The following is a 24,160-nucleotide window of genomic DNA, read 5'->3' on the forward strand; positions in this document are numbered from 1 at the left end:
CTACAAACCTCTGCGTTAATTCTCAAGACAATGTGCTACCTGGTTGAACTGGGTAGAAAAAAACACGTCATAAAATTGACTGCGTACAAAAAATTGACTCTACTAGTGGCCAATTGCTGGCGTCATTTTATCGTGGTTGCGATGGACGCTTTCTTCACACCCCGGATCAGAACCAGACACTATGTGGCGTGAAACCAAAATTTTACTGGTCGATGACAACAGCGAACGCCGCCGCGATTTGGCGGTAATTCTAAATTTCCTCGGGGAAGAACATCTGGCTTGCACAAGCCAGAACTGGCGGGAGACGGTCGATAAGCTCGACAGCCCGCGCGACGTGCTGAGCGTGCTGCTCGGCGAAGTCACCAGCAAAGGTGGCTCCCTCGAATTACTCAAACAACTTGCTGCCTGGGATGAGCAACTGCCCATCTTGCTGGTCGGCGATGCCGCGCCAGCAGATTGGCCCGAAGACGTGCGCCGCCGTGTGTTGAGCACGTTGGAAATGCCGCCCAGCTACAACAAATTGCTCGACTCCCTGCACCGTGCCCAGGTTTACCGCGAAATGTACGACCAGGCGCGGGGCGCCCGGGCCCGCGAGCCGAACCTGTTCCGCAGCCTGGTCGGCACCAGCCGCGCCATTCAGCAAGTGCGGCAGATGATGTCGCAAGTGGCCGACACCGAAGCCAGCGTGTTGATTCTTGGCGAATCCGGCACCGGCAAAGAAGTGGTCGCGCGCAACCTGCATTACCACTCTAAACGCCGCGATGCGCCGTTCGTGCCGGTTAACTGCGGTGCCATTCCGGCGGAGCTGCTGGAAAGCGAACTGTTCGGCCACGAGAAAGGCGCCTTTACCGGCGCGATTACCAGCCGGGCAGGGCGTTTCGAACTGGCCAACGGCGGCACCTTGTTCCTCGACGAAATCGGCGACATGCCGCTGCCGATGCAGGTGAAGCTGTTGCGCGTGCTGCAAGAACGCACCTTCGAGCGCGTGGGCAGCAACAAAACCCAGAGCGCCGACGTACGCATCATTGCCGCCACGCATAAGAATCTTGAGTCGATGATCGAAGCGGGCACCTTCCGCGAAGACCTCTACTACCGCCTCAACGTATTCCCCATCGAAATGGCGCCGCTGCGTGAGCGCGTGGAAGATATTCCATTGCTCATGAACGAGCTGATCTCGCGTATGGAAGTGGAGAAGCGCGGTTCCATCCGTTTCAACTCCGCCGCCATCATGTCGCTGTGCCGTCACGACTGGGCCGGCAACGTGCGCGAGCTGGCGAACCTGGTTGAGCGCATGGCGATCATGCACCCCTACGGCGTGATCGGTGTGCTGGAACTGCCGAAGAAATTCCGTCAGGTTGAAGACGAACACGACCAACAGGCCACCAGCGTCCGCGACGATCTGGAAGAGCGTTTCTCCTTCAACAGCAACCTGTCCGGCCCGGAAACCACCGCCATGCTGCCGCCTGAAGGTCTCGACCTGAAGGATTACCTCGGCAATCTGGAACAGGGGCTGATCCAACAGGCGCTGGACGATGCCGGTGGCGTCGTGGCCCGTGCTGCTGAGCGCTTGCGCATCCGTCGAACCACCCTGGTCGAAAAGATGCGCAAGTACGGCATGAGTCGTCGGGATGATGACGAACAGTCGGATGATTGACGCGAAATTTCCTCCCCTCAAACTAGTGCCTTGAAAAATAAGGATATTTTTTTAGGCACGGCTATTGCTAGTTCTCTCTCGACTGACCGTCTTATGACGGCTCACCGGGTGAGAGAGAACCATGAAGCAAACCGCACTCCCAACGTCCAGCACTGCTGTTAACGACATCGAGGCCTCCAGCCGCCAAGGGCTTGAGAAGGCGTTCGCCATGTTCAGCCAAATGTCGACGCAGCTCAGTGACTCCTACAACCTGTTGGAAGCGCGGGTGACCGAACTCAAGGGCGAGTTGGCGCTGGTCAGCGCGCAGCGCATGCAGGAACTGGCCGAGAAGGAGCGCCTGGCGCACCGGCTGCAAAGCCTGCTTGATGTGCTGCCCGGCGGCGTCATCGTTATTGACGGCCAAGGCGTGGTGCGCGAGGCCAACCCGGTGGCCTGTGCACTGCTCGGTAAGCCCTTGGTCGGCATGCTCTGGCGCGAGGTGATTGCCCGCAACTTCGCCCCGCGCAAAGACGACGGCCACGAAGTGTCGCTGAAAAACGGTCGCCGCCTCTCTATCGCCACCCGCTCGCTCTCCGCCGAACCCGGCCAACTGGTGCTGTTGAACGACCTGACAGAAACCCGTCAGCTGCAAGATCAGCTCGCCCGCCACGAGCGCCTGTCGGCGCTGGGCCGCATGGTTGCCTCGCTGGCCCATCAAATTCGCACCCCGCTTTCCGCCGCCTTGCTCTACGCCAGCCATCTGACCGAGCAAGTGCTGCCAGTCGACCAACAGCAGCGTTTCGCCAGCCGCCTGAAAGAGCGTCTGCACGAGCTGGAACACCAAGTGCGCGACATGCTGGTATTCGCCCGAGGCGAACTGCCGCTGCCCGATCGCCTGGCGCCGAAAAAGCTCTACGAAGCCCTTCGCGCCGCCGCCGAGCCCCATGTGCAAGGCATGAACGTGCGCTGGCAGTGCGACGCCCACACCGGCGAGCTGCTGTGCAATCGCGACACCTTGGTCGGCACCGTGCTGAACCTGGTGGAAAACGCCATTCAAGCTGCCGGCCGCGAGGCAAGTCTCAAGGTTCATTTCTACGTACGTGGCCAGAACCTGCGCCTGTGTATCAGCGACAACGGCCCCGGCATCGATGCCACCACCCTGGCGCGCCTGGGCGAACCCTTTTTCACCACCAAAACCACCGGCACCGGTCTTGGCCTGGCGGTCGTCAAGGCGGTGGCCCGCGCTCACCAGGGCGAATTGCTGCTGCGCTCGCGCCCCGGCCGCGGCACCTGCGCCATTCTGGTATTGCCGCTGATTGCAGTGGCCCCACGGACTTCTCAGGAGTAACCACCATGGCGAGCAAAGTTCTGTTGGTCGAAGACGACCGCGCCCTGCGTGAAGCACTGGCCGACACCCTGGTGATCGGCGGCCACGATTTCTGCGCCGTAGACTGCGCCGAAGCGGCACTGACGGCGTTGGGTCGCGAGTCGTTCTGCATGGTCATCAGCGACGTCAACATGCCGGGCATGGACGGTCATCAACTGCTGGGCCTGATTCGCAGCCGCTATCCGCAACTGCCGGTGCTGCTGATGACTGCCTTTGGCGCGGTTGAGCGCGCGGTCGATGCCATGCGCCGGGGTGCGGCGGATTATTTGGTTAAACCGTTCGAGCCCAAAGCCTTGCTCGAACTGGTCGAGCGCCATGCGCTTGGCCGCGTCGGTAAAGATGAAGGTGACGGTCCGGTGGCGCTGGAACCTGCCAGCCGACAACTGTTGGAGCTGGCCAAGCGCGTCGCGCAGAGCGATTCCACGGTGCTGATTTCCGGCGAATCCGGCACCGGCAAAGAAGTGCTGGCGCGCTACATTCACCAGCAGTCACCGCGCGCGGGCAAACCGTTTATTGCCATCAACTGCGCGGCCATTCCCGACAACATGCTGGAAGCCACGCTGTTCGGTCATGAGAAGGGCGCCTTTACCGGCGCTGTCGCCTCGCAGCCGGGCAAGTTCGAAATGGCCGAAGGCGGCACCATTTTGCTCGACGAGATTTCCGAGATGCCGCTGGGCCTGCAAGCCAAGCTGCTGCGCGTGCTGCAAGAACGGGAAGTGGAACGCGTGGGTGCACGCAAGCCAATTGACCTGGACATCCGCGTGCTGGCCACCAGCAACCGCGACCTGGCCGGCGAGGTGGCGGCGGGGCGCTTCCGCGAAGATTTGTTCTATCGCTTGTCAGTATTCCCCCTGGGCTGGCGCCCACTGCGCGAGCGCACTGCCGACATTCTGCCGCTCGCCGAGCGCCTGCTGGCCAAGCACGCGAAGAAAATGAACCACGCCCCGGCACGCTTATCGGCCGACGCCGAACGCGCGCTGACCGGCTACCCATGGCCGGGCAACGTGCGTGAATTGGACAACGCCATTCAGCGCGCGCTGATCTTGCAGCAGGGCGGCGTCATTCAGCCGCAAGACCTGTGCCTGAGCGGTCCCATCGGCCTGGCGCCGTTGCCAACGCCGACGGTCACGCCCATCAGCAGCGGCAATGCGGTATTGCCGATCAACGACGAAAGCAGTGATAGCAGCGCATTGGGCGATGACCTGCGCCGGCACGAATTCCAAATGATCATCGACACCCTGCGCGCCGAACGTGGTCGCCGCAAAGAAGCCGCCGAGCGGTTGGGCATCAGCCCGCGCACCTTGCGCTACAAGCTGGCGCAGATGCGCGATGCGGGAATGGACGTTGAGGCGTATTTGTTCGCGAGCTAAAAAATACGCGCCATAAAAAAGGCCGCTCGATTGAGCGGCCTTTTGCTTTGCGTAGGAGCGAGCTTGCTCGCGAATGAAGTTTGCAGGGTTCGCGAGCAAGCTCGCTCCTACAGGTGGTGTGTCACAGCGGGCTGATGCGAATCAACATGCCCAGATTCGAATGATCCAAGTACGTCAATTCGCCCGCTTTCAACCGCGCGGTGCGCTTCAGGCGCTCGCTGCCGGTGAGCATGCCGCTGGCGTCGAACTGGTTGATCCAGAAGTTGGCGTCCAGATCGACAAAACGAACCTGCTTGAGGCTCAGGGTGCCTTCCACCGGGTAGTGACCGAACTGCTGGTTGCCGGTGTTCAAGGCGATCTTGGTCGGCGCCTCGCCCATGCTTTGTTGCCAGGCCTGGTGCAGTAGCACGGTGTAGCCGTTGTTCTGATTCAGCTTGGCAGCTTCGCCATTGAGCGCCGTGCCCCGTGCGTTATCAGCGGCGCTGCCTTGCACGCCGGCTGCCCAGTCATCGGGGGCGGTTTGGCTGGCGGGAATGGGCTCGCCGGCCTGGCGAAAAATGATCAGCTCAACCTGATACAGGCCGTCGGCAAACGCCATCGGCGCAACGAGGCTGAGCAACAGGGCGACATAACGGAGGGCACGCATTCGGTAGTCCTTTAATAATCAAGCTTGTTTAGGCGTGAGGCGCTCGAACAGCGCTTCCAGCGTGTTAAAGCGCTCTTCCGGACGCTCCATCGGCACCTGGATTTTGAACTGCGTAGCGCCTTCGAATTTGTAGCGGTTGGGCTGGCTTTGAATCAGCTTGATCAGCACCAGTGGATCGACCTGGGTATCGGCGGCAAATTCAATTTTGCCCCCTTGCGGGCCGGCGTCGACTTTCTTGATGCCCAGTTGCTCGGCTTGCAGTTTGAGCAAGGTCAGGCGCATCAGGTTTTTGGTCGGCTCGGGCAATAGGCCGAAGCGGTCGATCATTTCCACTTGCAGCTCTTTCAGCGCGTCTTCGTCGGCGGCCGAGGCGATGCGTTTGTACAGAATCAACCGCGTGTGAACATCCGGCAGGTAAGCGTCAGGAATCAGCGCCGGTACGCGCAGGTTGATTTCTGGCCCGCCGCCCAGCGGCTGCTCAAGGTTGGGCTGCTCGCCTTTGCGGATGGCTTTCACCGCACGCTCGAGCATTTCCATATACAAGGTGAAACCCACTGCCTGAATCTGCCCACTCTGGCCATCGCCCAGCAACTCGCCCGCGCCTCGAATTTCCAGGTCGTTGGTGGCCAGCACAAAGCCGGCGCCGAGGTCTTGGGTATTGGCGATGGCCTCCAGACGCTTCTCGGCGTCCGGGGTCATTTGCTTGCGCGGCGGCGTGAGCAAATAGGCGTACGCCTGGTGGTGACTGCGGCCCACGCGGCCGCGTAGCTGATGCAACTGAGCCAGGCCGAATTTGTCGGCGCGCTCGATGATGATGGTGTTGGCGCTCGGCACGTCGATGCCGGTTTCAATGATGGTCGAGGCGATCAGCACGTTGAAACGCTTGTGATAGAAGTCGCTCATCACCTGTTCCAGCTCGCGCTCGTGCATCTGCCCGTGGCCGATGCCGATGCGTGCTTCCGGCACCAGTTCGGCGAGGTCGGCGGCGCATTTTTCGATGGTTTTCACATCGTTGTGCAGGTAGTACACCTGGCCGCCGCGCAGCAGTTCGCGCAGCAAGGCTTCTTTAATGACGGGTTTTTGCTGCTCCATCACAAAGGTGCGTACGGACAACCGCCGCGCTGGCGGCGTGGCGATGATCGACAGATCACGCATGCCCGACACCGCCATGTTCAGCGTGCGCGGAATCGGCGTGGCGGTGAGGGTGAGAATGTCCACTTCGCTGCGCAGCGCTTTGAGCTGCTCTTTCTGGCGCACGCCGAAACGGTGTTCTTCGTCGATGATCACCAGGCCGAGGTTTTTGATTTTCACATCGTCCTGCAGCAGCTTGTGGGTGCCGATAACGATGTCGATCTTGCCTTCGGCCAACTGCGCAACCGCTGCCTTCACTTCTTTGTCGGACTTGAAGCGGCTCATCACTTCCACGGTCACCGGCCAGTCGGCAAAGCGGTCGCGGAAGCTGTTGTAGTGCTGTTGGGCGAGCAGGGTGGTCGGCACCAGAATCGCCACCTGCTTGCCGCTGTGGACCGCAATAAACGCCGCGCGCATGGCCACTTCGGTTTTGCCGAAGCCGACGTCGCCACACACCAGGCGGTCCATCGGTTTGGGCGCCAGCATGTCGGCCATAACGGCTTCGATGGTGGTTTGCTGGTCCGGCGTTTCTTCAAAGGGGAAGCCGGCGCTGAAGGTTTCGTAATCCAGTTTCGGATCGGCGAAGGCATAGCCTTCACGGGCCGCTCGGCGCGCATAGATGTCGAGCAACTCGGCCGCCACGTCGCGCACCTGCTCAGCGGCTTTGCGCTTGGCTTTCTGCCAGGTTTCCGAGCCCAGACGGTGCAGCGGCGCCAGGGCGTCATCGCTGCCGGTGTAGCGGGCGATCAGGTGCAGGTTGGCTACCGGCACATACAGCTTGGCCTCGTCGGCGTAAGCGAGCATGAGGAATTCGGCGGTCTGGTTGTCCACTTCCAGCGTGGCCAAGCCCAGGTAACGGCCGACGCCGTGGTCGATGTGCACCACCGGCGCGCCTTCGCGCAGCTCGGTAAGGTTTTTGATCACCGCGTCGCCGTGGTCGCCACGGGTTTTCTCGCGGCGGCGGCGCTGCATCACACGCTGGCCGAACAGCGGGCTTTCAGCGATCAGCGCCAAGGCCGGGTCGTCCAGCTGCAAACCGTCGTCCAGCGGCGCGATGGTGATCGCCAGGCGCTCTTTGCCTTTTACAAAGTCGCTCCAGCTGTCCACTTCCACTGGCTTGAGGCGCAAGCGCGCGAGCAGCTCCAGCAGCACTTCGCGGCGCCCGGCCGATTCGGCGGTAAACAACACGCGGCCGGGGAAGTCGGCCAGGTAGGTTTCCAGCGCGGCCATGGGCTGGCTGGCCTTGGCTTGAATCGCCAAGTCCGGCAACGCTTGGACGGCGAAGCGCTCGCGGCCCACGCCGGTGTCGACGTCTTGCTGGCTGACCACCACGCGCGGCCAATTTTTCAGGCGTGCGAAGCAGTCTTCCACCGGCAGGAACAACTCGGCCGGCGGCACCAGCGGCCGCTCGGGGTCGACGCGCCGTTCTTCATAGCGGTTGCGTACGTCGTTCCAGAAGTTCTCGCTGGCCTGCTCAATGCCCGGCAGCGAGAACACTTGCGTGTCGCTTGGCAGGTAATCGAACAGGGTGTCGGTTTCGTCGAAAAACAGCGGCAGGTAGTACTCGATGCCCGCGGGTGTGATGCCGCTGTTGAGGTCTTGATAAATGGTGCAGCGACGGAAATCGACGTCGAAGCGGTCGCGAAAACGCGCGCGGAAACCGGTGACGGCTTCTTTATTCAGCGGAAACTCGCGGGCCGGCAGAAGGCGGATGGAGTCCACCTTGTCGATGGAGCGCTGGGTTTCCGGGTCGAAGGTGCGCAGCGTTTCAATCTCGTCATCGAACAGGTCAATGCGGTACGGCTGCGCGGTGCCCATGGGGAACAAGTCGATAATGGCGCCGCGAACGGTGAACTCGCCGTGCTCATACACCGTTTCCACGTAGCGGTAGCCGGTGGCTTCCAGGCGCGTGCGCATCTGGTCCACATCGAGCTTCTGGCCCACATCCAGCACCAGGCTGCTGCCCAGCAGAAAGCGCTTGGGCGCCAAGCGGTGCAGGGCGGTGGTGATCGGCACCACGAGAATGCCGTGGCTCAGCTCGGGCAGCCGGTACAGGCTGGCGATGCGCTGGGAAATGATGTCCTGGTGCGGCGAAAATAGGTCGTAGGGCAGGGTTTCCCAGTCGGGAAAGTGCAGCACGGGAAGCTCGGGCGCGAAGAACCGCAACTCCTGCTCCAGGCGCTCGGCGCTCTGGCTGTCGGCGGTCAGTAGCAGGGTGAAACGCTTGGCGGCGTTGGCGGCTTCGGCAATGGCCAGGCTCAGGGCGGCGCCTGGCAGGTTGCCCCACGTTTGTTTGCCGGAGGCGGCAGGAAGGCTGGGTAAGCGCAATACGGACACGAGAGGTCGTGGCTCCGGTTGAGGATTAACCGGAAGGATTGTAACTATCCCGCCGCGCTGCTGTCAGTGTTTCGTCCGCTGCAGATTGCCGGCAGTTGCACAGCCCGTCATAATGTAGCCCGTTTTTTCAGCCCCTACATACTTGTTAAAGGTATTGCCCGTGACTCAGAAGCCTGATCAGTGTCTTGGTGAATGGATTGATCGTGAAGCACTCGCGGAGGCGATGATTCCGCTGATTGGTCAGCTCTACCGCAACAACAACGTGGTGACCTCAATTTACGGTCGCAGCCTGATTAACCGTTCGGTTATCCAGATTCTCAAAGCCCACCGCTTCGCCCGTCACCGCCAGGCTGACGAAAGCGAACTCTCGGTTCACGAGACCTTCGCCGTCCTTAAAGAAATGAGCAGCTTGAAACTGGGCGCCGCTTCGGTCGACCTCGGCAAGCTGGTCGTGAAATTCAAAGCTGACGGCAACGGCCGCGCCATCGAGCAGTTCGTGCGTGACGAACTGGCCGCAGTGGTGGGCAAGCAAAACGGCACCCCGCGCAAAGGCACCGACGTTGTGCTGTACGGCTTTGGCCGTATCGGTCGTCTGCTGGCACGCATCCTGATCGAGAAAACCGGTGGCGGCGACGGTCTGCGTCTGCGCGCTATCGTTGTGCGCAAAGGCGCCAGCAACGACCTGGTCAAACGCGCCAGCCTGCTGCGTCGCGACTCGGTACACGGTCCGTTCAACGGCACCATCACCGTTGACGAGGAAAACAACACCCTCACCGCGAACGGCAACCTGATCCAGATTATCTACGCCAAAGAGCCGAAAGAAGTCGACTACACCCAGTACGGCATCAGCAATGCGCTGCTGGTCGACAACACTGGTGTATGGCGTGACGCCGAGGGCCTCGGCCAGCACCTGGCCTGCCCAGGCGTTGACCGCGTGGTACTGACCGCGCCGGGCAAAGGCAAACTGAAAAACATCGTGCACGGCATCAACCACGGTGAAATTACCCCGGACGACAAAATCATCTCCGCCGCTTCCTGCACCACCAACGCCATCGTGCCGGTGCTCAAAGCGGTGAATGACAAGTTCGGCATCGTTAACGGCCACGTCGAAACCGTTCACTCGTACACCAACGACCAGAACCTGATCGACAACTTCCACAAGGGCGACCGTCGTGGTCGCAGCGCGCCGCTGAACATGGTGATCACCGAAACCGGTGCTGCCACTGCCGCTGCCAAAGCCTTGCCGGAACTGGCTGGCAAGTTGACCGGCAACGCCATTCGCGTACCGACGCCGAACGTGTCGATGGCCATCCTCAACCTGAACCTGGAAAAGGCCTCCACCCGCGAAGAAATGAACGAGTACCTGCGCTACGTCGCGCTGCACTCGGATCTGCATCGCCAGATCGACTTCGTTAACTCGCTGGAAGTGGTTTCCACCGACTTCGTCGGCTCGCGTTTCGCCGGTGTGGTCGATGCTGAAGCCACCATCTGCAACGACAACCGCGTTGTGCTGTACGTCTGGTACGACAACGAATTCGGTTACAGCTGCCAGGTAGTGCGCGTAATGGAAGACATGGCTGACGTGAATCCCCCATCTTTCCCAGCGTGATAATGCGCATGCGCGCGTGGTAGTTGTTTTACCGCTGCGCTACAGCGAAACAAAAAAGCCCCGACTTGCTCGGGGTTTTTTTATGCCCGAACCCTCGCCGCCTTCCCCCGTAGGAGCGGCTTTAGCCGCGATAGCGATCTCCCGGCCAGCACCGTTTTCAGGAATCGCGACTGAAGTCGCTCCTACAGAAAACGGGGCATAAAAAAGCCCGTCACGAGGACGGGCCAAAGCGTGTTTTCACACGAGGAGTAAGTCGATGCCAGGCGAAGCCCGACGGGTTACAGCAGCGAAAGCGGGTAGCTGATGAACAGGCGGTTTTCGTCAAATTCGTTGGTGCTGTAGTCGCGGCGGATGCTCGCGTTGCGCCATTTGAAGTTGAGGTTTTTGAACGTGCCGCTCTGCACGGTGTACGCCAGCTCGGATTCACGGCCCCACTCTTTGCCGTCCGTCACAGCGCCGACGTGCACGTTGTCACCGCTGATGTAGCGGTTCATCAGGGTCAGGCCCGGTACGCCAACGGCGGTGAAGTTGAAGTCGTGACGCAGCTGCCAGGATTTTTCCTTGGCGTTGTCGTAGCTAGAGTTGTAGCTGTCGTTCGCCAGGGTGCCGCCGCTGGTGCCGTTAACGCGCATCCAGCCATCGTCGCCGCTGACTTTTTGCAGGCCGACGTAAAAGGTGCTGCCGCCGTATTTGGCAGACAGCATGGCGAATGCCGTTTTGTTGTCGAGGTCGCCGGCCAGTTGGCTGCCGTCTTCCTTGCCCATGAAGTAACCCAGGTTAGCGCCCAGGGTTACGTCGCCGACTGGCTGGCTGTGCAGCACGTTGAAGTATTGCTGCTGGTAGATGTCTTCGAGCTCGGCGTACCACACGCCAAAAGTAGTGCGTTTTTCGTTGAAGGTGTACTCGCCGCCGCCAAAGTTGAAGCGGTCGGACAGGAAGGCACCGCGTCCGTTCATGGACATGTCTTCCATGCTCGCATCGTTACGCGGGCTGTTCTGACGGAACTGGCCGCCGTACAGGGTCAGGCCGTCGATTTCCTGGGACGTCACCTGACCGCCGCGGAAGGTTTGCGGCAGGGAGCGGCCGTCGTCGGAGCGCAGAATCGGCAGCACCGGCATCCACTCGCCGACCTTCAATTCGGTTTTCGAGAACTTGGCTTTCGCTGCCACGCCCAGGCGACCGAAGTCGTCAGCCGGGCGGCCGTCCTGGTGAATCGGCAGCAGTTGCGAGCCGCCGGTGCCTTTGCCGCCGTCGAGTTTCAGCGAGTACAGGCCCAGCACGTCCACGCCAAAGCCAACCGGGCCTGGGGTGTAGCCGGATTTCACATCAAGAATGAAGTTTTGCGTCCACTCTTCGGCCTTGTTCTGCGGGTTAGCCGCGTTCGGGTAGGCCGGGTTGGTGAAGTTGCGGTTGAAGTAGGCATTACGAAAAGTCAGCGTGGCCTTGGTGTCGTCGATAAAACCTTCAGCCTGTGAAATCAGCGGCAGAGCCATGGCCATGCTGCCGGCGCCCAAGAGGACGAGCGATCGAGTGGTGCGGGTCTTCATTGTTGTTGTGCTCCCATTTTTGAAAAAGCCGTTCCCCTGCGCGCCAAATCTGGCCTGCATCAAAAGGCGGAACCGGTGATGCCCCTGTGTCGAGGCGTTGGGCCTGGCTTGAACGCAGCCGGGCCTATTGCTGCGGACTAGCCGTCAGCGAATTCGAAAGGATGGGGTGGCCCGTGAAGGCGAATGAACGACCGGGCCGAAGGCTGGCGCGGTAGGAGACTGGCGAGAGGGCGAGTCGTCATGGCGTGGTCCTGCGATTATTGTTTTTGTTGTTATATGTTGTCGTACAACTGTGTCGGGATTATCGACAGAGGCTGTCGGATTTGTCAACGCACTGTTAGACGAAAGTGCTAGAGCTTTTTATTCGTTAGCTCAGCAACCACGCAGCTCTTGAGGGCGAGGCGCAATCCATCGCTGAGGTCTCACCGCGCACTTTGTGGCCTCCCCGCCAGATGGCCTGTTGTGTGATGTCTGTTCTCGAGGCGCATGCGACGTAATGGGGCAGGGTTTCCACCCGTCGGGGCGACGCGCTAAGCGGCCTCTGACGTTGACGCCAGTTTCTTGATCTGAAAACGACGTCGACATAGCTATTTGCCATATCTGAGGGTAAAGCCGCTTGTGCTGGGCCTTCGTGCGTCGCAACTTCGCACGAGTCTTGAATACACAGACCTGTCGTTGAGCATTCGATAGAGGACCGGCGCGATGATTTCGATCTTGCAACGCAGTTTTGCCAACCTGGGCATGGCAAAGAAGCTGGGCAGCGGATTTGGTCTGGTGCTGCTGCTCACCGCCGTGGTGGCGGCCATTGGCGTGACCGCGTTGCAGGCCATCAGCCAGCGCTTCGAAGCGCAAAAGCAGATGTCGGCCATTAACAGCGCGGTGCTGCGCGTGCGCCTGAACGAGCAAGCGTTCTCCATCAGCGGCGATGCGAAGGCTGCCGATGCGCTGCGCAAAGGCGTGGACGACATTCTCGCCGCCACCGCCACGCTTAAAGAGCAGTCGCCCGCCAGCGCAGCCGCCATGGACGCCGTGGCGCAAGCGTTGGGCACCTACCGCACCTCGTTCGATCAATTCGTCGAGCTGGCCCTGGCCAAAGACCTGGCGCTGGAAATGGCCAGCTGGTCGGTCACCAGCGTGGCCAACAATCTGGATTTGCTGCAAGCCGGATTGGCCGACGACGGCGCCTACGAACTCAAAGATTCCCAAGGCCAGAACGGTGCGGAATTTATCGTCCAGGCCGGGCAAGTCAGCCAGGTGTCGCGCCTGATGCTGCAAGCCATGAACGAAGCGCATCTACGGCTCGCGCAAAGCCGTAAAGCGGCAGAGGGCGAAACCCTGGAGGCGACGAAAATCGCCCAGGCCGATGAAGCCCTGCAATTGGCCGAAACCCTGAAAAGCTCGGTGAAAGACTCCGGCTACCTCACGGTGCTCAACGACGTCAGCACCAACATCACCACCTTCAGCGGCAAGCTCGCCGAGTACACCGAACTGCTCGGCAAAGAGCGTGCGGTGTACACGCAAATGCGCGAACGGGCCGAACAGGTAATGGCCGAAGTGGACCAGGCCTACGCGGCGCAAGACGCTGCGATGCGCGCTGAACTCAAGGCCAATTCCGTGCTGATTCTGGCCTCGTCGGCGTTGGCGATTCTGGTCGGCTTGTGCGCCTCGCTGCTGATTACCCGCGCCATCGTCAAGCCGCTGCAAAGCGTCATTCATGTGGCCACGCGTATTGCCGACGGCGACCTCAGCACCAGAATTGAAGTGCGCGGCACCGATGAGGTCGGCCAGTTGATGAGCGCCATGCAGCAGATGTCGGCCAGCCTCAGCAGCATGGTCGGCAGCTTGCAGGCCGGCATCAACCAGATCGCCACCTCGGCGCGCTCGCTGTCGGCCGTCACCGAACAGACCAACGCCGAAGTCGCCAGCCAAAAAGAAGAAACCGAACAAGTGGCCACGGCCATGAACCAGATGACCGCCACTGTTCATGACGTTGCCCGCAACGCCGAGCAAGCCGCTGGCGCCGCAGAGACGGCCGACTCGAAAGTGCTCAACGGGCAAAACGTCGTACGCCAGACCATGGCGCGTATCGAGCAGTTGTCGGCGTCGTCCAGCTCGGCCAGCGACAGCATTCAGAGCTTGAGCAGCGAAATTCAAAACATCGTCTCGGTGCTCAGCGTGATCAAAAGCGTGGCCGAACAAACCAACTTGCTCGCGCTCAACGCCGCCATCGAAGCGGCGCGCGCGGGCGAGCAGGGCAGGGGCTTTGCGGTGGTCGCCGATGAAGTGCGCGCGTTGGCCAAACGCACGCAACAATCCACGGAAGAAATCGAACGGCTGGTCAGCGCCTTGCAGAAAGGCGCGCAAAGTTCAGTCAGTCAGATTCAAAGCAGCACGGCGCTGGTTCAGCTCACCGTGAGTGATGCCCTGGAAACTGAAAGTGCCCTGGGCAGCATCGCGGCGGCGGTATCGGTGATTCACCAAATGAACCAGCAGATTGCAGCGGCAGCGGAAGAGCAAAGCTCCGTGGCCGAAGAGATCAACCGCAGCGTGACTAACATTCGCAGCAGCGCCGATCAGTCCTCCATGGCCATGGAAGGCACGGCGGCGTCGAGTATTGAGCTGGCGAGTTTGAGTAATGAATTGCAGGGGATGGTGGAGCATTTTCGCTTGGCGTGAGTTTGCGTAGACATTGAAGAGCATCGCGGCTGAAGCCGCTCCCACAGGTTTATGCGTTCCTGTGGGGGGGCGGCTGGGCGGCATTCCGATTAGCCGCGATGCTTTTGCCCCCCTTCAATCCTTACGCCAATTCAAAATCAGCAAGGTCAGCACCCCCGCCACAATTCCCCAGAACGCCGACCCAATCGAAAACAAACTCAAGCCCGACGCGGTGACCATAAAGGTGATCAGTGCGGCCTCACGTTCTTTCGGCTCGGCCATGGCATTGGTCAAGCCGTTGATGATCGAGCCGAACAAGGCCAGCGCGGCGATGGACAACACCAGCTCCTTGGGCAAGGCGGCAAAAAGCGCCGCCAGCGTGGCGCCGAACACCCCCGCGAATCCGTAAAACACGCCGCACCACATGGCCGCCGTGTAGCGCTTGCTCGGATCTTCGTGGGCATGTGGCCCGGTGCAAATGGCGGCGCTGATGGCGGCCAGGTTGATGCCGTGGGAGCCAAACGGCGCCAGCAGCAGCGAGGCGATACCGGTGACGCTGATCAGCGGCGAGGCCGGCACGGTGTAACCGTCGGCGCGCAGCACGGCGATGCCTGGCATGTTCTGCGAGGTCATGGCCACCACGAACAGCGGAATGCCAATGCTGATGGTGGCGGCCAGGGAAAAGCTCGGCGTGGTCCACACCGGCACCGCCACCTGCAAATGAAAGCCGCTGAAATCCAGCAAGCCCATCACACCGGCCAACGCCGTTCCAACCACCAGCGCAGCCAATACGGCGTAGCGCGGCTGGGCGCGTTTAACCAGCAAATAGGTGAACAGCATCGCCAGCACCAAGCCTGTGCGGTGCTGGGCGGCAACGAATATTTCGCTACCAATTTTGAACAGAATGCCCGCCAATAACGCCGCCGCCAGCGAGCCAGGCAGGCGCTTCACCAGTCGTTCGAAACTGCCCGTAAGCCCGCAAATAATCACCAGCACCGCGCAGGTGATATAGGCGCCGATGGCCTCGCCGTAACTCACGTGGCCCAGGCTGGTGATGAGGAGCGCGGCGCCCGGCGTCGACCAGGCCACGGTGATCGGCGTGCGATAACGCAGCGACAAACCGATGCTGCAAACCGCCATGCCGATGGACAGCGCCCAGATCCACGACGAGATTTGTGCCGTGGTCAGCCCGGCCGCCTGACCGGCCTGAAACATCAACACCAACGAGCTGGTGTAGCCGGTCATCATCGCGATGAAACCGGCGACCACGGCCGATGGCGAACTGTCGGCCAGCGGGCGGAGCGGTTGGGTAGAAGCGGCGTCCATTCACACGTCCTTGAAAATGGGATAGAGCGAGGCGACCAGCAACAGCGCCATGGTGATATTGAAAAAGCGTAGCGCGCCGGGGTTGCGCAACCAGTTGCGCAGCAGGCTGCCAGCGGCGGTCCACACGCTCATGGTCGGGCAATTGACTAGCGCGAATACCGCTGCAATCAGCAGCACGTTAACGACGAAATTCTGTTGCGGCACAAAGGTGGTAATGGCGCCGACGGCCATGATCCAGGCCTTGGGATTGATCCACTGAAACGCCACCGCCTGGGCAAAACTGAACGGCTTGCCGCGCTCATCGCCGTTGGCTTCCGGCGCGCCGGAGCGAGCGATTTTCCAGGCCAGATAGAGCAAGTACAGCGCGCCGACGTAACGCAGAATCACATACAGCATGGGCACTTGCTCGAACACTTGGCCCAGGCCGAAGCCCACCGCCAGCACCAACGACATCAGGCCCACGCTGATACCCAGCATGTGCGGCAGCGTGCGGCGAATACCGAAGTTGACCCCCGATGCCAGCAGCATGGTGTTGTTCGGGCCGGGCGTCACGGACGTGACAAAGGCGAAGGCGACAAAGGCAATCAACAGCTCGAGGCTCATGGCATTTCACTCCAAAACGAGTGTCCAGCCTACGGGCGGCGGGGGTTGCCGTCCCGATACAGCAATTGGCGCAAACGGCCGTACAGATCCACGGGCTTATTGCTCGATCGCGGCGCCTTGGGCCAGCGCCTGATTCACCGCAAACCAACCCTTTACCGCATCCTCGCCGGTTTCATCAAACGCGCGGCGCAGCAACTTCACCTGTTCGCGGCGCAGGGCGCCTTCCAACTTGCTGCCTTCGGGCGTGAGATAGAGCAGGCGTTTGCGTTTGTCGTCGGTGGCCGCGTCGCTGTGCACCAGGTCCATTTCCAGCAACTGGCGCAGGGGAATATTCAGCGCTTGCTTGCTCACACCCAACACCGCCAGCAGCTCTTTCATGCTCATGCCGGGGCTGCGCGCAATGAAAAACAGAATGCGCTGATGCACGCGGCTCAAGCCCCGGCGCGCGAGCATTTCATCGGCCTTGGCGGTGAATGCCTGGTAGCCGAAAAAAAACGCTTCCATGGCATTTTGCTGAGTGGTTGAGTTTTTAAGGTCAAGCATATTGACGTTGTTATCCGTATCGTCGTAGTTTCGGTTTAGCCGATTTCGGTCAATCAGTTTGACTTATTTTTCCCTGCCTTTGCTACCGGTGACTTGTATGGCCTTCTCCGAACGTATCAGCCGTCTTAAAAGCTCTTTGATCCGCGAAATTCTGGCGGCTGCGCAACGTCCGGAAGTGATGTCCTTCGCCGGTGGTTTGCCCGCCGAACCCATGCTGCCAAAGGTGGAATGGGCCGACATGCCGTTGAGCATGGGCCAGTACGGCATGAGCGAAGGCGAACCAGCCTTGCGCGAAGCCATCGCCGCCGATGCCCGTGCGCTAGGCATTGCCTGCGACGCCAGCCAAGTGCTGATCGTCAGCGGCTCGCAACAAACCCTCGACCTGGCCTCGAAACTGTTTATCGACCCGGGCACCGAAATTCTGCTGGAGGCGCCGACTTACCTCGCCGCGCTGCAATCGTTCCAACTGTTCGGCGCCGACTGCCTGAGCGTTCCCCAGGAAGCCGACGGCCCGCAGCTCGACGCCTTGCGCGCGCGCCTGGAACAGCATAAGCCGGCGTTTGCCTATTTGATTCCGACCTTCCAGAACCCATCGGCGGTGCGCTACAGCGAAGCCAAGCGCGACGCCGTGGCCGCGCTGCTCGATGAGTTCGGCGTGACCCTGATTGAAGACGAACCCTACCGCGAGCTGGTGTTCGACGCCGGCAGCGCAACGCCGATTGTCAGCCGGCTGAAAAAGGCCAGTTGGATCTACACCGGCACCGTGTCGAAAACCCTGTTGCCGGGCCTGCGCGTCGGCTTCTTGATCGCTACGCCGGACCTGTTCCCACACCTGTTGCGCCTGAAACAATCCGCCGACTTGCACACCAACCGCGTCGGCCAATGGCAAGCGCTGCAATGGCTGGGCACGGAGAAATACAAGTCGCACCTGGCCGAGCTGCGTGACTTCTACCGCGTGCGCCGCGACGCCATGCAAGTGGCGCTGGAACAACATTTTGCCGACCTCGCCGAATGGAACGTGCCGCAAGGCGGCCTGTTCTTCTGGCTGACCCTCAAACAACCGCTGGACACCCGCACGCTGCTCGACGCGGCGCTGAAAGAAAACGTGGCGTTTATGCCGGGCGAACCTTTCTTTGCCCAGCCGGAAGACAACCCCGGCTACTTGCGCTTGAATTTCAGCCACATTTCGCCGGATCGGTTGGGGGAAGGGCTGTCGCGCTTGGCTAACGTCATCCGCCAGGCGCAGTTGGAACAAGCGGCTTAACACCTCACCGAACAGGCACTACAGGAGGTTGCTATGTACAAGGTTTACGGCGATTACCTCTCCGGCAACTGCTACAAGGTCAAATTGATGCTGCACCTGCTCGGCAAAGAGTCGAAGTGGGTGCCGGTGGACATTCTCAAGGGCGAAACCCAGACCCCGGAATTTCTCGCCATGAACCCCAATGGCAAAATTCCCGTGCTGCAATTTGAAGACGGCACGTGCTTGTGGGAGTCCAACGCGATTCTAAATTTCCTCGCCGACGGCAGCGAATTCCTGCCCACCGAACCGCGCCTGCGCACGCAAGTGCTGCAGTGGCAGTTCTTCGAGCAGTACAGCCACGAGCCGTACATTGCCGTGGCGCGCTTTATCAAGCTGTACCAAGGATTGCCCGAAGACCGCCGCGCCGAATATGAAGCCACCCGCAAGGGCGGATACAAGGCGTTGAAGGTGATGGAGCAGCAACTGAAGCTGACTCATTATCTGGTGGGCGATCATTACTCGATTGCCGACATTGCGCTGTATGCCTACACCCATGTTGCCCATGAGGGCGGCTTCGACCTGGAACCGTACCCGGCGGTGCGCGCCTGGTTGCAGCGCGTGGCGAGCCATCCCAAGCATGTGGGGATGTTGGATTGACTGAAGTTTGCTAGATAAAAAAACCGGCCTTGTGCCGGTTTTTTTGTGCGCTGGAAAAGATCAACGGCCCCTCACCCCAACCCTCTCCCGCAAGCGGGCGAGGGGGCCGACCGAGTGAGTCGCCGCGACCCAATTCCGTTCGCTGTCCCGCATGCTGGCGGGAGGGAGACCGAATTATTCGCCGCGACCCAATTCTGTTCCCCTCTCCCGCTCGCGGGAGAGGGGCTAGGGGTGAGGGCCGGCCTCTACTCGGGCGAATCAAGAAACGCGCAATCACCCGTTCGCCTGCTCCAACGCCGCCAACCGCGCCTCCAACTGCGCCACACGTTCTTCCAACTCATCAATGCGCGACTGCGAGGGCGCTGCCCCTTCGCTGCGTTCACTGCGCCCACTGCTGGCAATCGCCGCCGCCAATTCCTCAGGGCTGGCGAGCAAATGCATATACCGGTCTTCCCGCTGCCCCGCCTGACGCGGCACCAGCACCGCCAACCCACGGCTGGCGAGGCGTTCCAGCTGGTGCTGCAACGCTTCAACATCGTCAAAATTGTGCATGCGCGAACTGCGGGTCAGCAGTTCATTCAGCGTTTGCGGCCCGCGAAGCAGTAACAGACTCAGCAAAATCACCTGGGCCGGCACCAGCTCCAATGCTTTGTCGGCACGGTGTTCCCAGCGATCCGCGCGACTGCCCATCACCAGTCGCGCCATGCCGCGCCCTTCAAGCGCACGCAATGCCTGGGCGACCTGGCCCTGGGTCAGGTTCATCACCGGTTCGCGGCTGGTTTTCTGGTTGCACGCCAGCACCACTGCGTTGAGCGTGAGCGGGTAGGTTTCGGGCGTGGTGGCTTGCTTTTCGACCAGGCAACCGAGCACGCGGGCTTCGGTGGCGGTCAAGGGTTCTACGGCGGGGGCGGAAGTGCCCGTTTCCTGGCTTGCTTCGATGTCTTGGCTCATGGCGGCAGCTCCGGCGCAAATGGAGCCGTAGCCTAGCGTGAGATGGGCGCGGGTGCACTCTTGAGCGCAGCGGAGAAAGTCTTTTGCACGAATCGAGGCTGAAGCCTCTCCTACAGAAAGCGGGCAAGGGGACAAAAAAAGCAGCCCGAAGGCTGCTTCTTTTACTGCGCGAGGCTGGGAATCAGGCCACATCCACCAGGATGATTTCGGCATCTTCCACGGCATTGAAGACCAACACCTCTTCGCCGCTGACCGCCACGCCGTCGCGGGCATTGGCTTGCACGCCGTTGACGCTGATCACACCGCTGGCCGCGACCAGATACGCCTTGCGATTGCTGCCCAGGCGGTATTCGGTTTGCTGACCGGCCTTAAGCGTTGCAGCGCTCAAGCGAGCGTCGGCACGGATGTGCAGGGCTTCACTGTCGTCTTTGTCGCCGCTGGCCAGGGTCACGAATGCACCGGCACGTTCGCCTTTGGGGAACGGCTTGGCGCCCCAGGCGGGTGGCGAGTTGAACTCGGTCGGCTGAATCCAGATCTGGAAGATCTTGGTGGTTTCATCCTCAAGGTTGTACTCGCTGTGGGCGATGCCCGTGCCTGCACTCATTACCTGCACATCACCGGCTTCGGTGCGGCCTTTGTTGCCCAGGTTGTCCTGGTGAGTAATGGCACCTTCACGCACATAGGTGATGATTTCCATGTCCCGGTGCGGGTGACGGGGGAAGCCGCTTTGCGGAGCGATTTCGTCATCGTTCCACACTCGCAGTTGGCCCCAGTTCATCCGGCTCGGATCGTAATACTCGGCAAACGAGAAGTGATGGCGAGCGTTCAGCCAGCCATGGTTGGCACCACCCATCTGCTCAAAAGGTCGACGTTCGATCATGACTTGTGTCCTCCGTTGGTTAGCCAGGTGGCGCTCGTTGGGTCTGGTCTGTGCTGAAAAGCGCAAGTCAGACGGTGGGATGCCGCTGGTGTTGGGTGCCATGATCTATCGGTTTGGTGTGGCTGAATAGCGCAATTTTCCCCCTATACCTATCGAATAAAGCGATATGTTTGGCGGCGTCGTTTTAACGGTTTTTCTCGCCTGAGGGGGCCACTTTTGCGCGGAGAACCTCCCGCCTTGCGCAGACGGACGGTTGTCACATTCCCGCTTTGTGACAGCCATGTTTTAGCCGAAACGCAAAACTTGGGTGCTGGCACGGTGCCAGAAAAGCGGCTGAAAGCCTCGTCCTAGAGCGCCTCCATCGTTATTCCTATTAGAAGTAAAAAAGTTCCTCTGTCATAAAACATTTATATAAAAGCAACTGAGCTGAAATAACCCCCCGCCAGTATTCCCCCAGCACAAACGAGCCAGCCGCTCGGGTGTATTTCAAAGACCAATAGGGGAATTCTTCGATGATCCGTAAGCACTTCGCCGGTATTGCCGCCAGCGCCCTGGCCCTGGCCATTTCCGCCCAGGCTTTCGCCGGTACCGTTACTACTGACGGCGCTGACATCGTTGTAAAAACTAAAGGTGGCCTTGAAGTGGCTACTACTGACAAGTCGTTCGGTTTCAAAATCGGCGGCCGTCTGCAAGCTGACTACAGCCAGTTCGATGGCATCTACACCCGCAATGGCGACAGCGCTGACGCTGCCTACTTCCGCCGTGCATTCCTGGAATTCTCCGGTATCGCGTTCAGCGACTGGCTGTACAACATCAACTACGACTTCTCGCACAACTCCGGTTCTGCAGATGACGGCTACTTCGACGAAGCCTCCATCAGCTACATCGGCTTCAACCCGGCTGTGATCAAAGTAGGTCGTTTCGACCCAGAGTTCGGCCTGGAAAAAGCCACCAGCTCCAAGTGGGTAACCGCTCCTGAGCGTAACGCCTTCTACGACATCATCGACTGGTCCAACAGCCACCAGAACGGCATGGGTGCACAGGTTTCCAGCACCTTCAGCGACTCGTTCTACGTATCGGCTGGCGCATTTGCCAAAGACAACAACGACACCGACGGCGACAGCAACAAGCAAGTCAACCTGCGTGGTGTGTTCGCTCCGCTGCACGACGCTGGCAACGTGCTGCACTTCGGCTTCAGCGCCGCTCGCCGCGACGTTTCCGACTCGGCGCTTGACGCACAATTCCGTAGCCGTCTGGGCATGCGTGGCGTCGCCACTACCGGTGGTAACGATGCCGGTGCTAACGGCAACCGCGTTGTGTTCGCTGGCCAGAGCAACACCACCACTGGCCTGTATGACAACGACACCGCGTTGGGTCTGGAAGCTGCCTGGGCAATGGGTCCGTTCTCCGTTCAGGGTGAATACATGACCCGTGAACTGAAGGCCGACACCAATAACCCGACCTTCCAAGACGTGGAAGCCAAAGGCGGCTACGTACAAGTGGCCTACACCCTGACCGGTGAAGCCCGCGGCTACAAACTCGGCAAGTTCGACGCCCTCAAGCCTGCCAACAACCAGATCGGTGCATGGGAAGTGTTCTACCGCTTCGACAGCATCTCGGTTGATGACGACAGCACCCGTACCGCTGCTCAGCGCGTGACGCTGGATGACGGCGACCGTGACGCCAAAGTGCACAACCTGGGTGTGAACTGGTACGCCAACGAAGCCGTGAAAATCAGCGCCACCTACGTGAAGGCGTCGGTTGATGGCGTGACCAACGCCACCGGCACCACCGCTGCTTCGCGCACTGGTGATGACGACGGCGACGGTTTCATCGTTCGCGCTCAATACGCGTTCTAAGCTGTAGCTCCACGCAACAAAGGTTCTGCTCCTTTCTTTAGCCCCGCCTCGTGCGGGGCTTTTTTATGGGCGGCTATTAATAGAAGCAGCCTCGCGGCTGCCCACCAACCTGTAGGAGCCAGCTTGCTGGCGAACCCCTGCAAACATCGGCGCCGGCCTGTACCAACGCTTCGCGACCAAGGTCGCTCCTACACAATCAAAAGCTCGAGCCTTCAGCCGCGATGCTTTTGACCTTATCCGCCGAGCTGCCGTTATGATGACCGGGCCGTCTAACTCGCTGTGGAATCGCCCATGCCTGTGCACATTCTCGACTCCCTGTCCGCCATTCCCGCGCAAGCCTGGGATGCGTTGCTGCCCGAGTCGCAGCCGTTTTTGCGCCATGGGTTTCTGTCGGCGCTTGAAGACAGCGGCAGCATTGGCGGGCGCAGTGGTTGGCGGGCGTCGCACCGCGTGTGGGTGAACGACCAAGGCGAATTGCAGGCGGCGCTGCCGGCGTATTTGAAAAGCCATTCCTACGGCGAATACGTGTTCGACCATGGCTGGGCCGACGCCAGCCAGCGCGCGGGCATTCCTTATTACCCCAAGCTACTCGGCGCCGTGCCGTTCTCCCCCGTGACCGGGCCGCGCCTGCTCGGCTTGCCGGACAGCGCCTCGCTCCTGCTGAACGCGCTAACGGCTGATTTACCGGCACAAGGGCTTTCCAGCCTGCATATCAACTTCACCGATGAGCTGGCCAGCGCCTTGCTCGACGGCCGCGAAAACTGGCTGCAACGCCTGGGCTGTCAGTTTCACTGGCAGAACCGTGGCTATCGCGACTTCGCCGATTTCCTCGACGTGCTCGCCTCGCGCAAGCGCAAGCAAATGCGCAAAGAGCGCGAGCAGGTGGCGGGGCAGGGCATTGAGTTTGAGTGGTACGAAGGCAAGGCGCTGAGCGAAGCACAGTGGGATTTTGTTTACGCCTGCTACGCCAACACCTACGCCGTGCGCGGGCAGATGCCGTACCTGACGCGCACGTTCTTCAGCCTGTTAGCCGAGCGCATGCCCGAGGCGATTCGTGTGGTGTTCGCCATTCAAGGCGCGCGGCCGGTGGCCATGGCGTTCAGCTTGGTGGCTGGCGACAGTTTGTATGGACGCTATTGGGGATGCCTGGCGGAGTTTGATCGCTTGCACTTCGAGACCTGTTTTTATCAGGGCATGGACTATGCGATCGGGCAGGGCTTGCAGCGTTTTGATGCCGGTGCTCAGGGCGAGCACAAGTTGATTCGGGGTTTTGAGCCGGTGATTACCCGGTCGTGGCACTACTTGTGTCATCCCGGGTTGCGCGATGCGGTGGCGGACTTTCTGGAGGATGAACGAGCCGGCATTCGCGCCTACGCCGAAGAGGCGAAGACGCTGTTGCCGTTTCGCCAGGCTTAGGGCTGTGGCCTAAGCCCGGCGGGCGGCGGGTTAGCCGTTCTGCGCGCGGCCGCCCCATTCTTGATACTTCAGCTTGTGCACTTCGCCGAGGCTGTCTTCGTAGACCACGATCACAGGCACGACACCGGTTTTGCCGGAGTTGTCGGTGCGGTGCAGCACTTTGGCTACATCGACCTTCATGCCGTAGTGGTAATCCACTGCCGGCAGGCCAGCGCCCGGGGCGGGGTTGAGATCATCGGCAAACACGCCAGGAGCGAAGCCGGAGAGAACGGCGGTAACCAGTGAAGCTATTTTCATGATGGCCTTTCCTCAACAGTGGGGGTCGATTAAAAGCAGCAACGAAAATCTTCGGTAAACGGCAGAGAAG

The 24,160-nt window shown here is 60.5% G+C and carries 18 protein-coding genes and 1 pseudogene; 10 read left to right on the top strand and 9 right to left on the bottom strand.

Annotation, left to right across the window (positions count from 1 at the left end):
* Positions 1-181: 181 nt before the first annotated feature.
* The 3 genes from AC0IW7_RS20120 (at position 182) to AC0IW7_RS20130 (ending at position 4,390) form a co-directional block, all read left to right on the top strand.
* A complete protein-coding gene (locus tag AC0IW7_RS20120) occupies positions 182-1,654 on the top strand; it encodes a sigma-54-dependent transcriptional regulator (RefSeq protein WP_471820351.1) in 1,473 nt (490 codons plus the stop codon).
* 121 nt (positions 1,655-1,775) lie between these two features.
* Complete coding sequence (locus AC0IW7_RS20125) at positions 1,776-2,981, top strand: sensor histidine kinase (protein ID WP_471820353.1); 1,206 nt, start codon at positions 1,776-1,778, stop codon at positions 2,979-2,981.
* 5 nt (positions 2,982-2,986) lie between these two features.
* A complete protein-coding gene (locus tag AC0IW7_RS20130) occupies positions 2,987-4,390 on the top strand; it encodes a sigma-54-dependent transcriptional regulator (RefSeq protein ID WP_471820355.1) in 1,404 nt (467 codons plus the stop codon).
* 121 nt (positions 4,391-4,511) lie between these two features.
* On the opposite strand, the gene AC0IW7_RS20135 is transcribed toward AC0IW7_RS20130, so the two are convergent.
* A complete protein-coding gene (locus AC0IW7_RS20135; protein WP_471820357.1) occupies positions 4,512-5,036 on the bottom strand; it encodes a CsiV family protein in 525 nt (174 codons plus the stop codon).
* 18 nt (positions 5,037-5,054) lie between these two features.
* Positions 5,055-8,504, bottom strand: coding sequence for a transcription-repair coupling factor (gene mfd / locus AC0IW7_RS20140; RefSeq protein ID WP_471820358.1), 3,450 nt, complete (start codon positions 8,502-8,504; stop codon positions 5,055-5,057).
* A gap of 160 nt (positions 8,505-8,664) precedes the next feature.
* On the opposite strand from mfd, the gene AC0IW7_RS20145 reads away from it, so the two are divergent.
* On the top strand, positions 8,665-10,113 hold the full coding sequence (locus AC0IW7_RS20145) for a glyceraldehyde-3-phosphate dehydrogenase (protein ID WP_122492512.1): 1,449 nt from the start codon (positions 8,665-8,667) through the stop codon (positions 10,111-10,113).
* A gap of 278 nt (positions 10,114-10,391) precedes the next feature.
* Here AC0IW7_RS20145 and AC0IW7_RS20150 read toward each other — a convergent pair whose 3' ends face one another.
* Positions 10,392-11,660, bottom strand: coding sequence for an OprD family porin (locus tag AC0IW7_RS20150; RefSeq protein ID WP_471820360.1), 1,269 nt, complete (start codon positions 11,658-11,660; stop codon positions 10,392-10,394).
* Positions 11,661-13,247: 1,587 nt separating this feature from the next.
* Here AC0IW7_RS20150 and AC0IW7_RS20155 point away from each other — a divergent pair.
* Both AC0IW7_RS20155 and AC0IW7_RS20160 read left to right on the top strand, forming a co-directional pair.
* Positions 13,248-13,475 (top strand): annotated as a pseudogene (locus AC0IW7_RS20155) (HAMP domain-containing protein); the annotation flags it as partial.
* Positions 13,476-13,490: 15 nt separating this feature from the next.
* Positions 13,491-14,336, top strand: coding sequence for a methyl-accepting chemotaxis protein (locus AC0IW7_RS20160; protein ID WP_471820464.1), 846 nt, complete (start codon positions 13,491-13,493; stop codon positions 14,334-14,336).
* 114 nt (positions 14,337-14,450) lie between these two features.
* Here AC0IW7_RS20160 and AC0IW7_RS20165 read toward each other — a convergent pair whose 3' ends face one another.
* From AC0IW7_RS20165 to AC0IW7_RS20175, 3 genes are all read right to left on the bottom strand, one after another.
* Positions 14,451-15,641, bottom strand: a complete 1,191-nt coding sequence (locus AC0IW7_RS20165; protein ID WP_471820361.1) for a benzoate/H(+) symporter BenE family transporter — start codon at positions 15,639-15,641, stop codon at positions 14,451-14,453.
* A complete protein-coding gene (locus AC0IW7_RS20170) occupies positions 15,642-16,244 on the bottom strand; it encodes a LysE family translocator (RefSeq protein ID WP_471820363.1) in 603 nt (200 codons plus the stop codon). It abuts the gene before it with no gap.
* A 96-nt stretch (positions 16,245-16,340) separates the two neighbouring features.
* Positions 16,341-16,787, bottom strand: coding sequence for a MarR family winged helix-turn-helix transcriptional regulator (locus tag AC0IW7_RS20175; RefSeq protein ID WP_471820365.1), 447 nt, complete (start codon positions 16,785-16,787; stop codon positions 16,341-16,343).
* Positions 16,788-16,884: 97 nt separating this feature from the next.
* Here AC0IW7_RS20175 and AC0IW7_RS20180 point away from each other — a divergent pair, with 97 nt between their 5' ends.
* Both AC0IW7_RS20180 and AC0IW7_RS20185 read left to right on the top strand, forming a co-directional pair.
* Positions 16,885-18,051, top strand: a complete 1,167-nt coding sequence (locus AC0IW7_RS20180; protein WP_471820367.1) for an aminotransferase-like domain-containing protein — start codon at positions 16,885-16,887, stop codon at positions 18,049-18,051.
* A 33-nt stretch (positions 18,052-18,084) separates the two neighbouring features.
* Complete coding sequence (locus AC0IW7_RS20185) at positions 18,085-18,687, top strand: glutathione S-transferase family protein (protein ID WP_471820369.1); 603 nt, start codon at positions 18,085-18,087, stop codon at positions 18,685-18,687.
* Positions 18,688-18,960: 273 nt separating this feature from the next.
* Here the strand turns inward: AC0IW7_RS20185 and AC0IW7_RS20190 are convergent, their stop codons facing one another.
* Together AC0IW7_RS20190 and AC0IW7_RS20195 are read right to left on the bottom strand one after the other, a co-directional pair.
* Positions 18,961-19,638 (bottom strand): YceH family protein, encoded by a 678-nt coding sequence (locus AC0IW7_RS20190; RefSeq protein WP_471820371.1) that lies wholly within the window; start codon positions 19,636-19,638, stop codon positions 18,961-18,963.
* Between the two features lie 181 nt (positions 19,639-19,819).
* Positions 19,820-20,518 (bottom strand): pirin family protein, encoded by a 699-nt coding sequence (locus AC0IW7_RS20195; protein WP_471820373.1) that lies wholly within the window; start codon positions 20,516-20,518, stop codon positions 19,820-19,822.
* Positions 20,519-21,030: 512 nt separating this feature from the next.
* Here AC0IW7_RS20195 and AC0IW7_RS20200 point away from each other — a divergent pair.
* On the top strand, positions 21,031-22,377 hold the full coding sequence (locus AC0IW7_RS20200) for an OprO/OprP family phosphate-selective porin (RefSeq protein WP_471820375.1): 1,347 nt from the start codon (positions 21,031-21,033) through the stop codon (positions 22,375-22,377).
* Positions 22,378-22,668: 291 nt separating this feature from the next.
* Positions 22,669-23,793 carry a GNAT family N-acetyltransferase gene (locus tag AC0IW7_RS20205; RefSeq protein ID WP_471820377.1) on the top strand — a complete coding sequence of 375 codons (1,125 nt, stop codon included), beginning with the start codon at positions 22,669-22,671 and terminating at the stop codon, positions 23,791-23,793.
* A 30-nt stretch (positions 23,794-23,823) separates the two neighbouring features.
* Here the strand turns inward: AC0IW7_RS20205 and AC0IW7_RS20210 are convergent, their stop codons facing one another.
* Positions 23,824-24,090, bottom strand: coding sequence for a DUF2790 domain-containing protein (locus AC0IW7_RS20210; RefSeq protein WP_122492500.1), 267 nt, complete (start codon positions 24,088-24,090; stop codon positions 23,824-23,826).
* Positions 24,091-24,160: the final 70 nt, after the last annotated feature.

It is taken from the genome of Pseudomonas sp. AC229, from assembly GCF_979254655.1.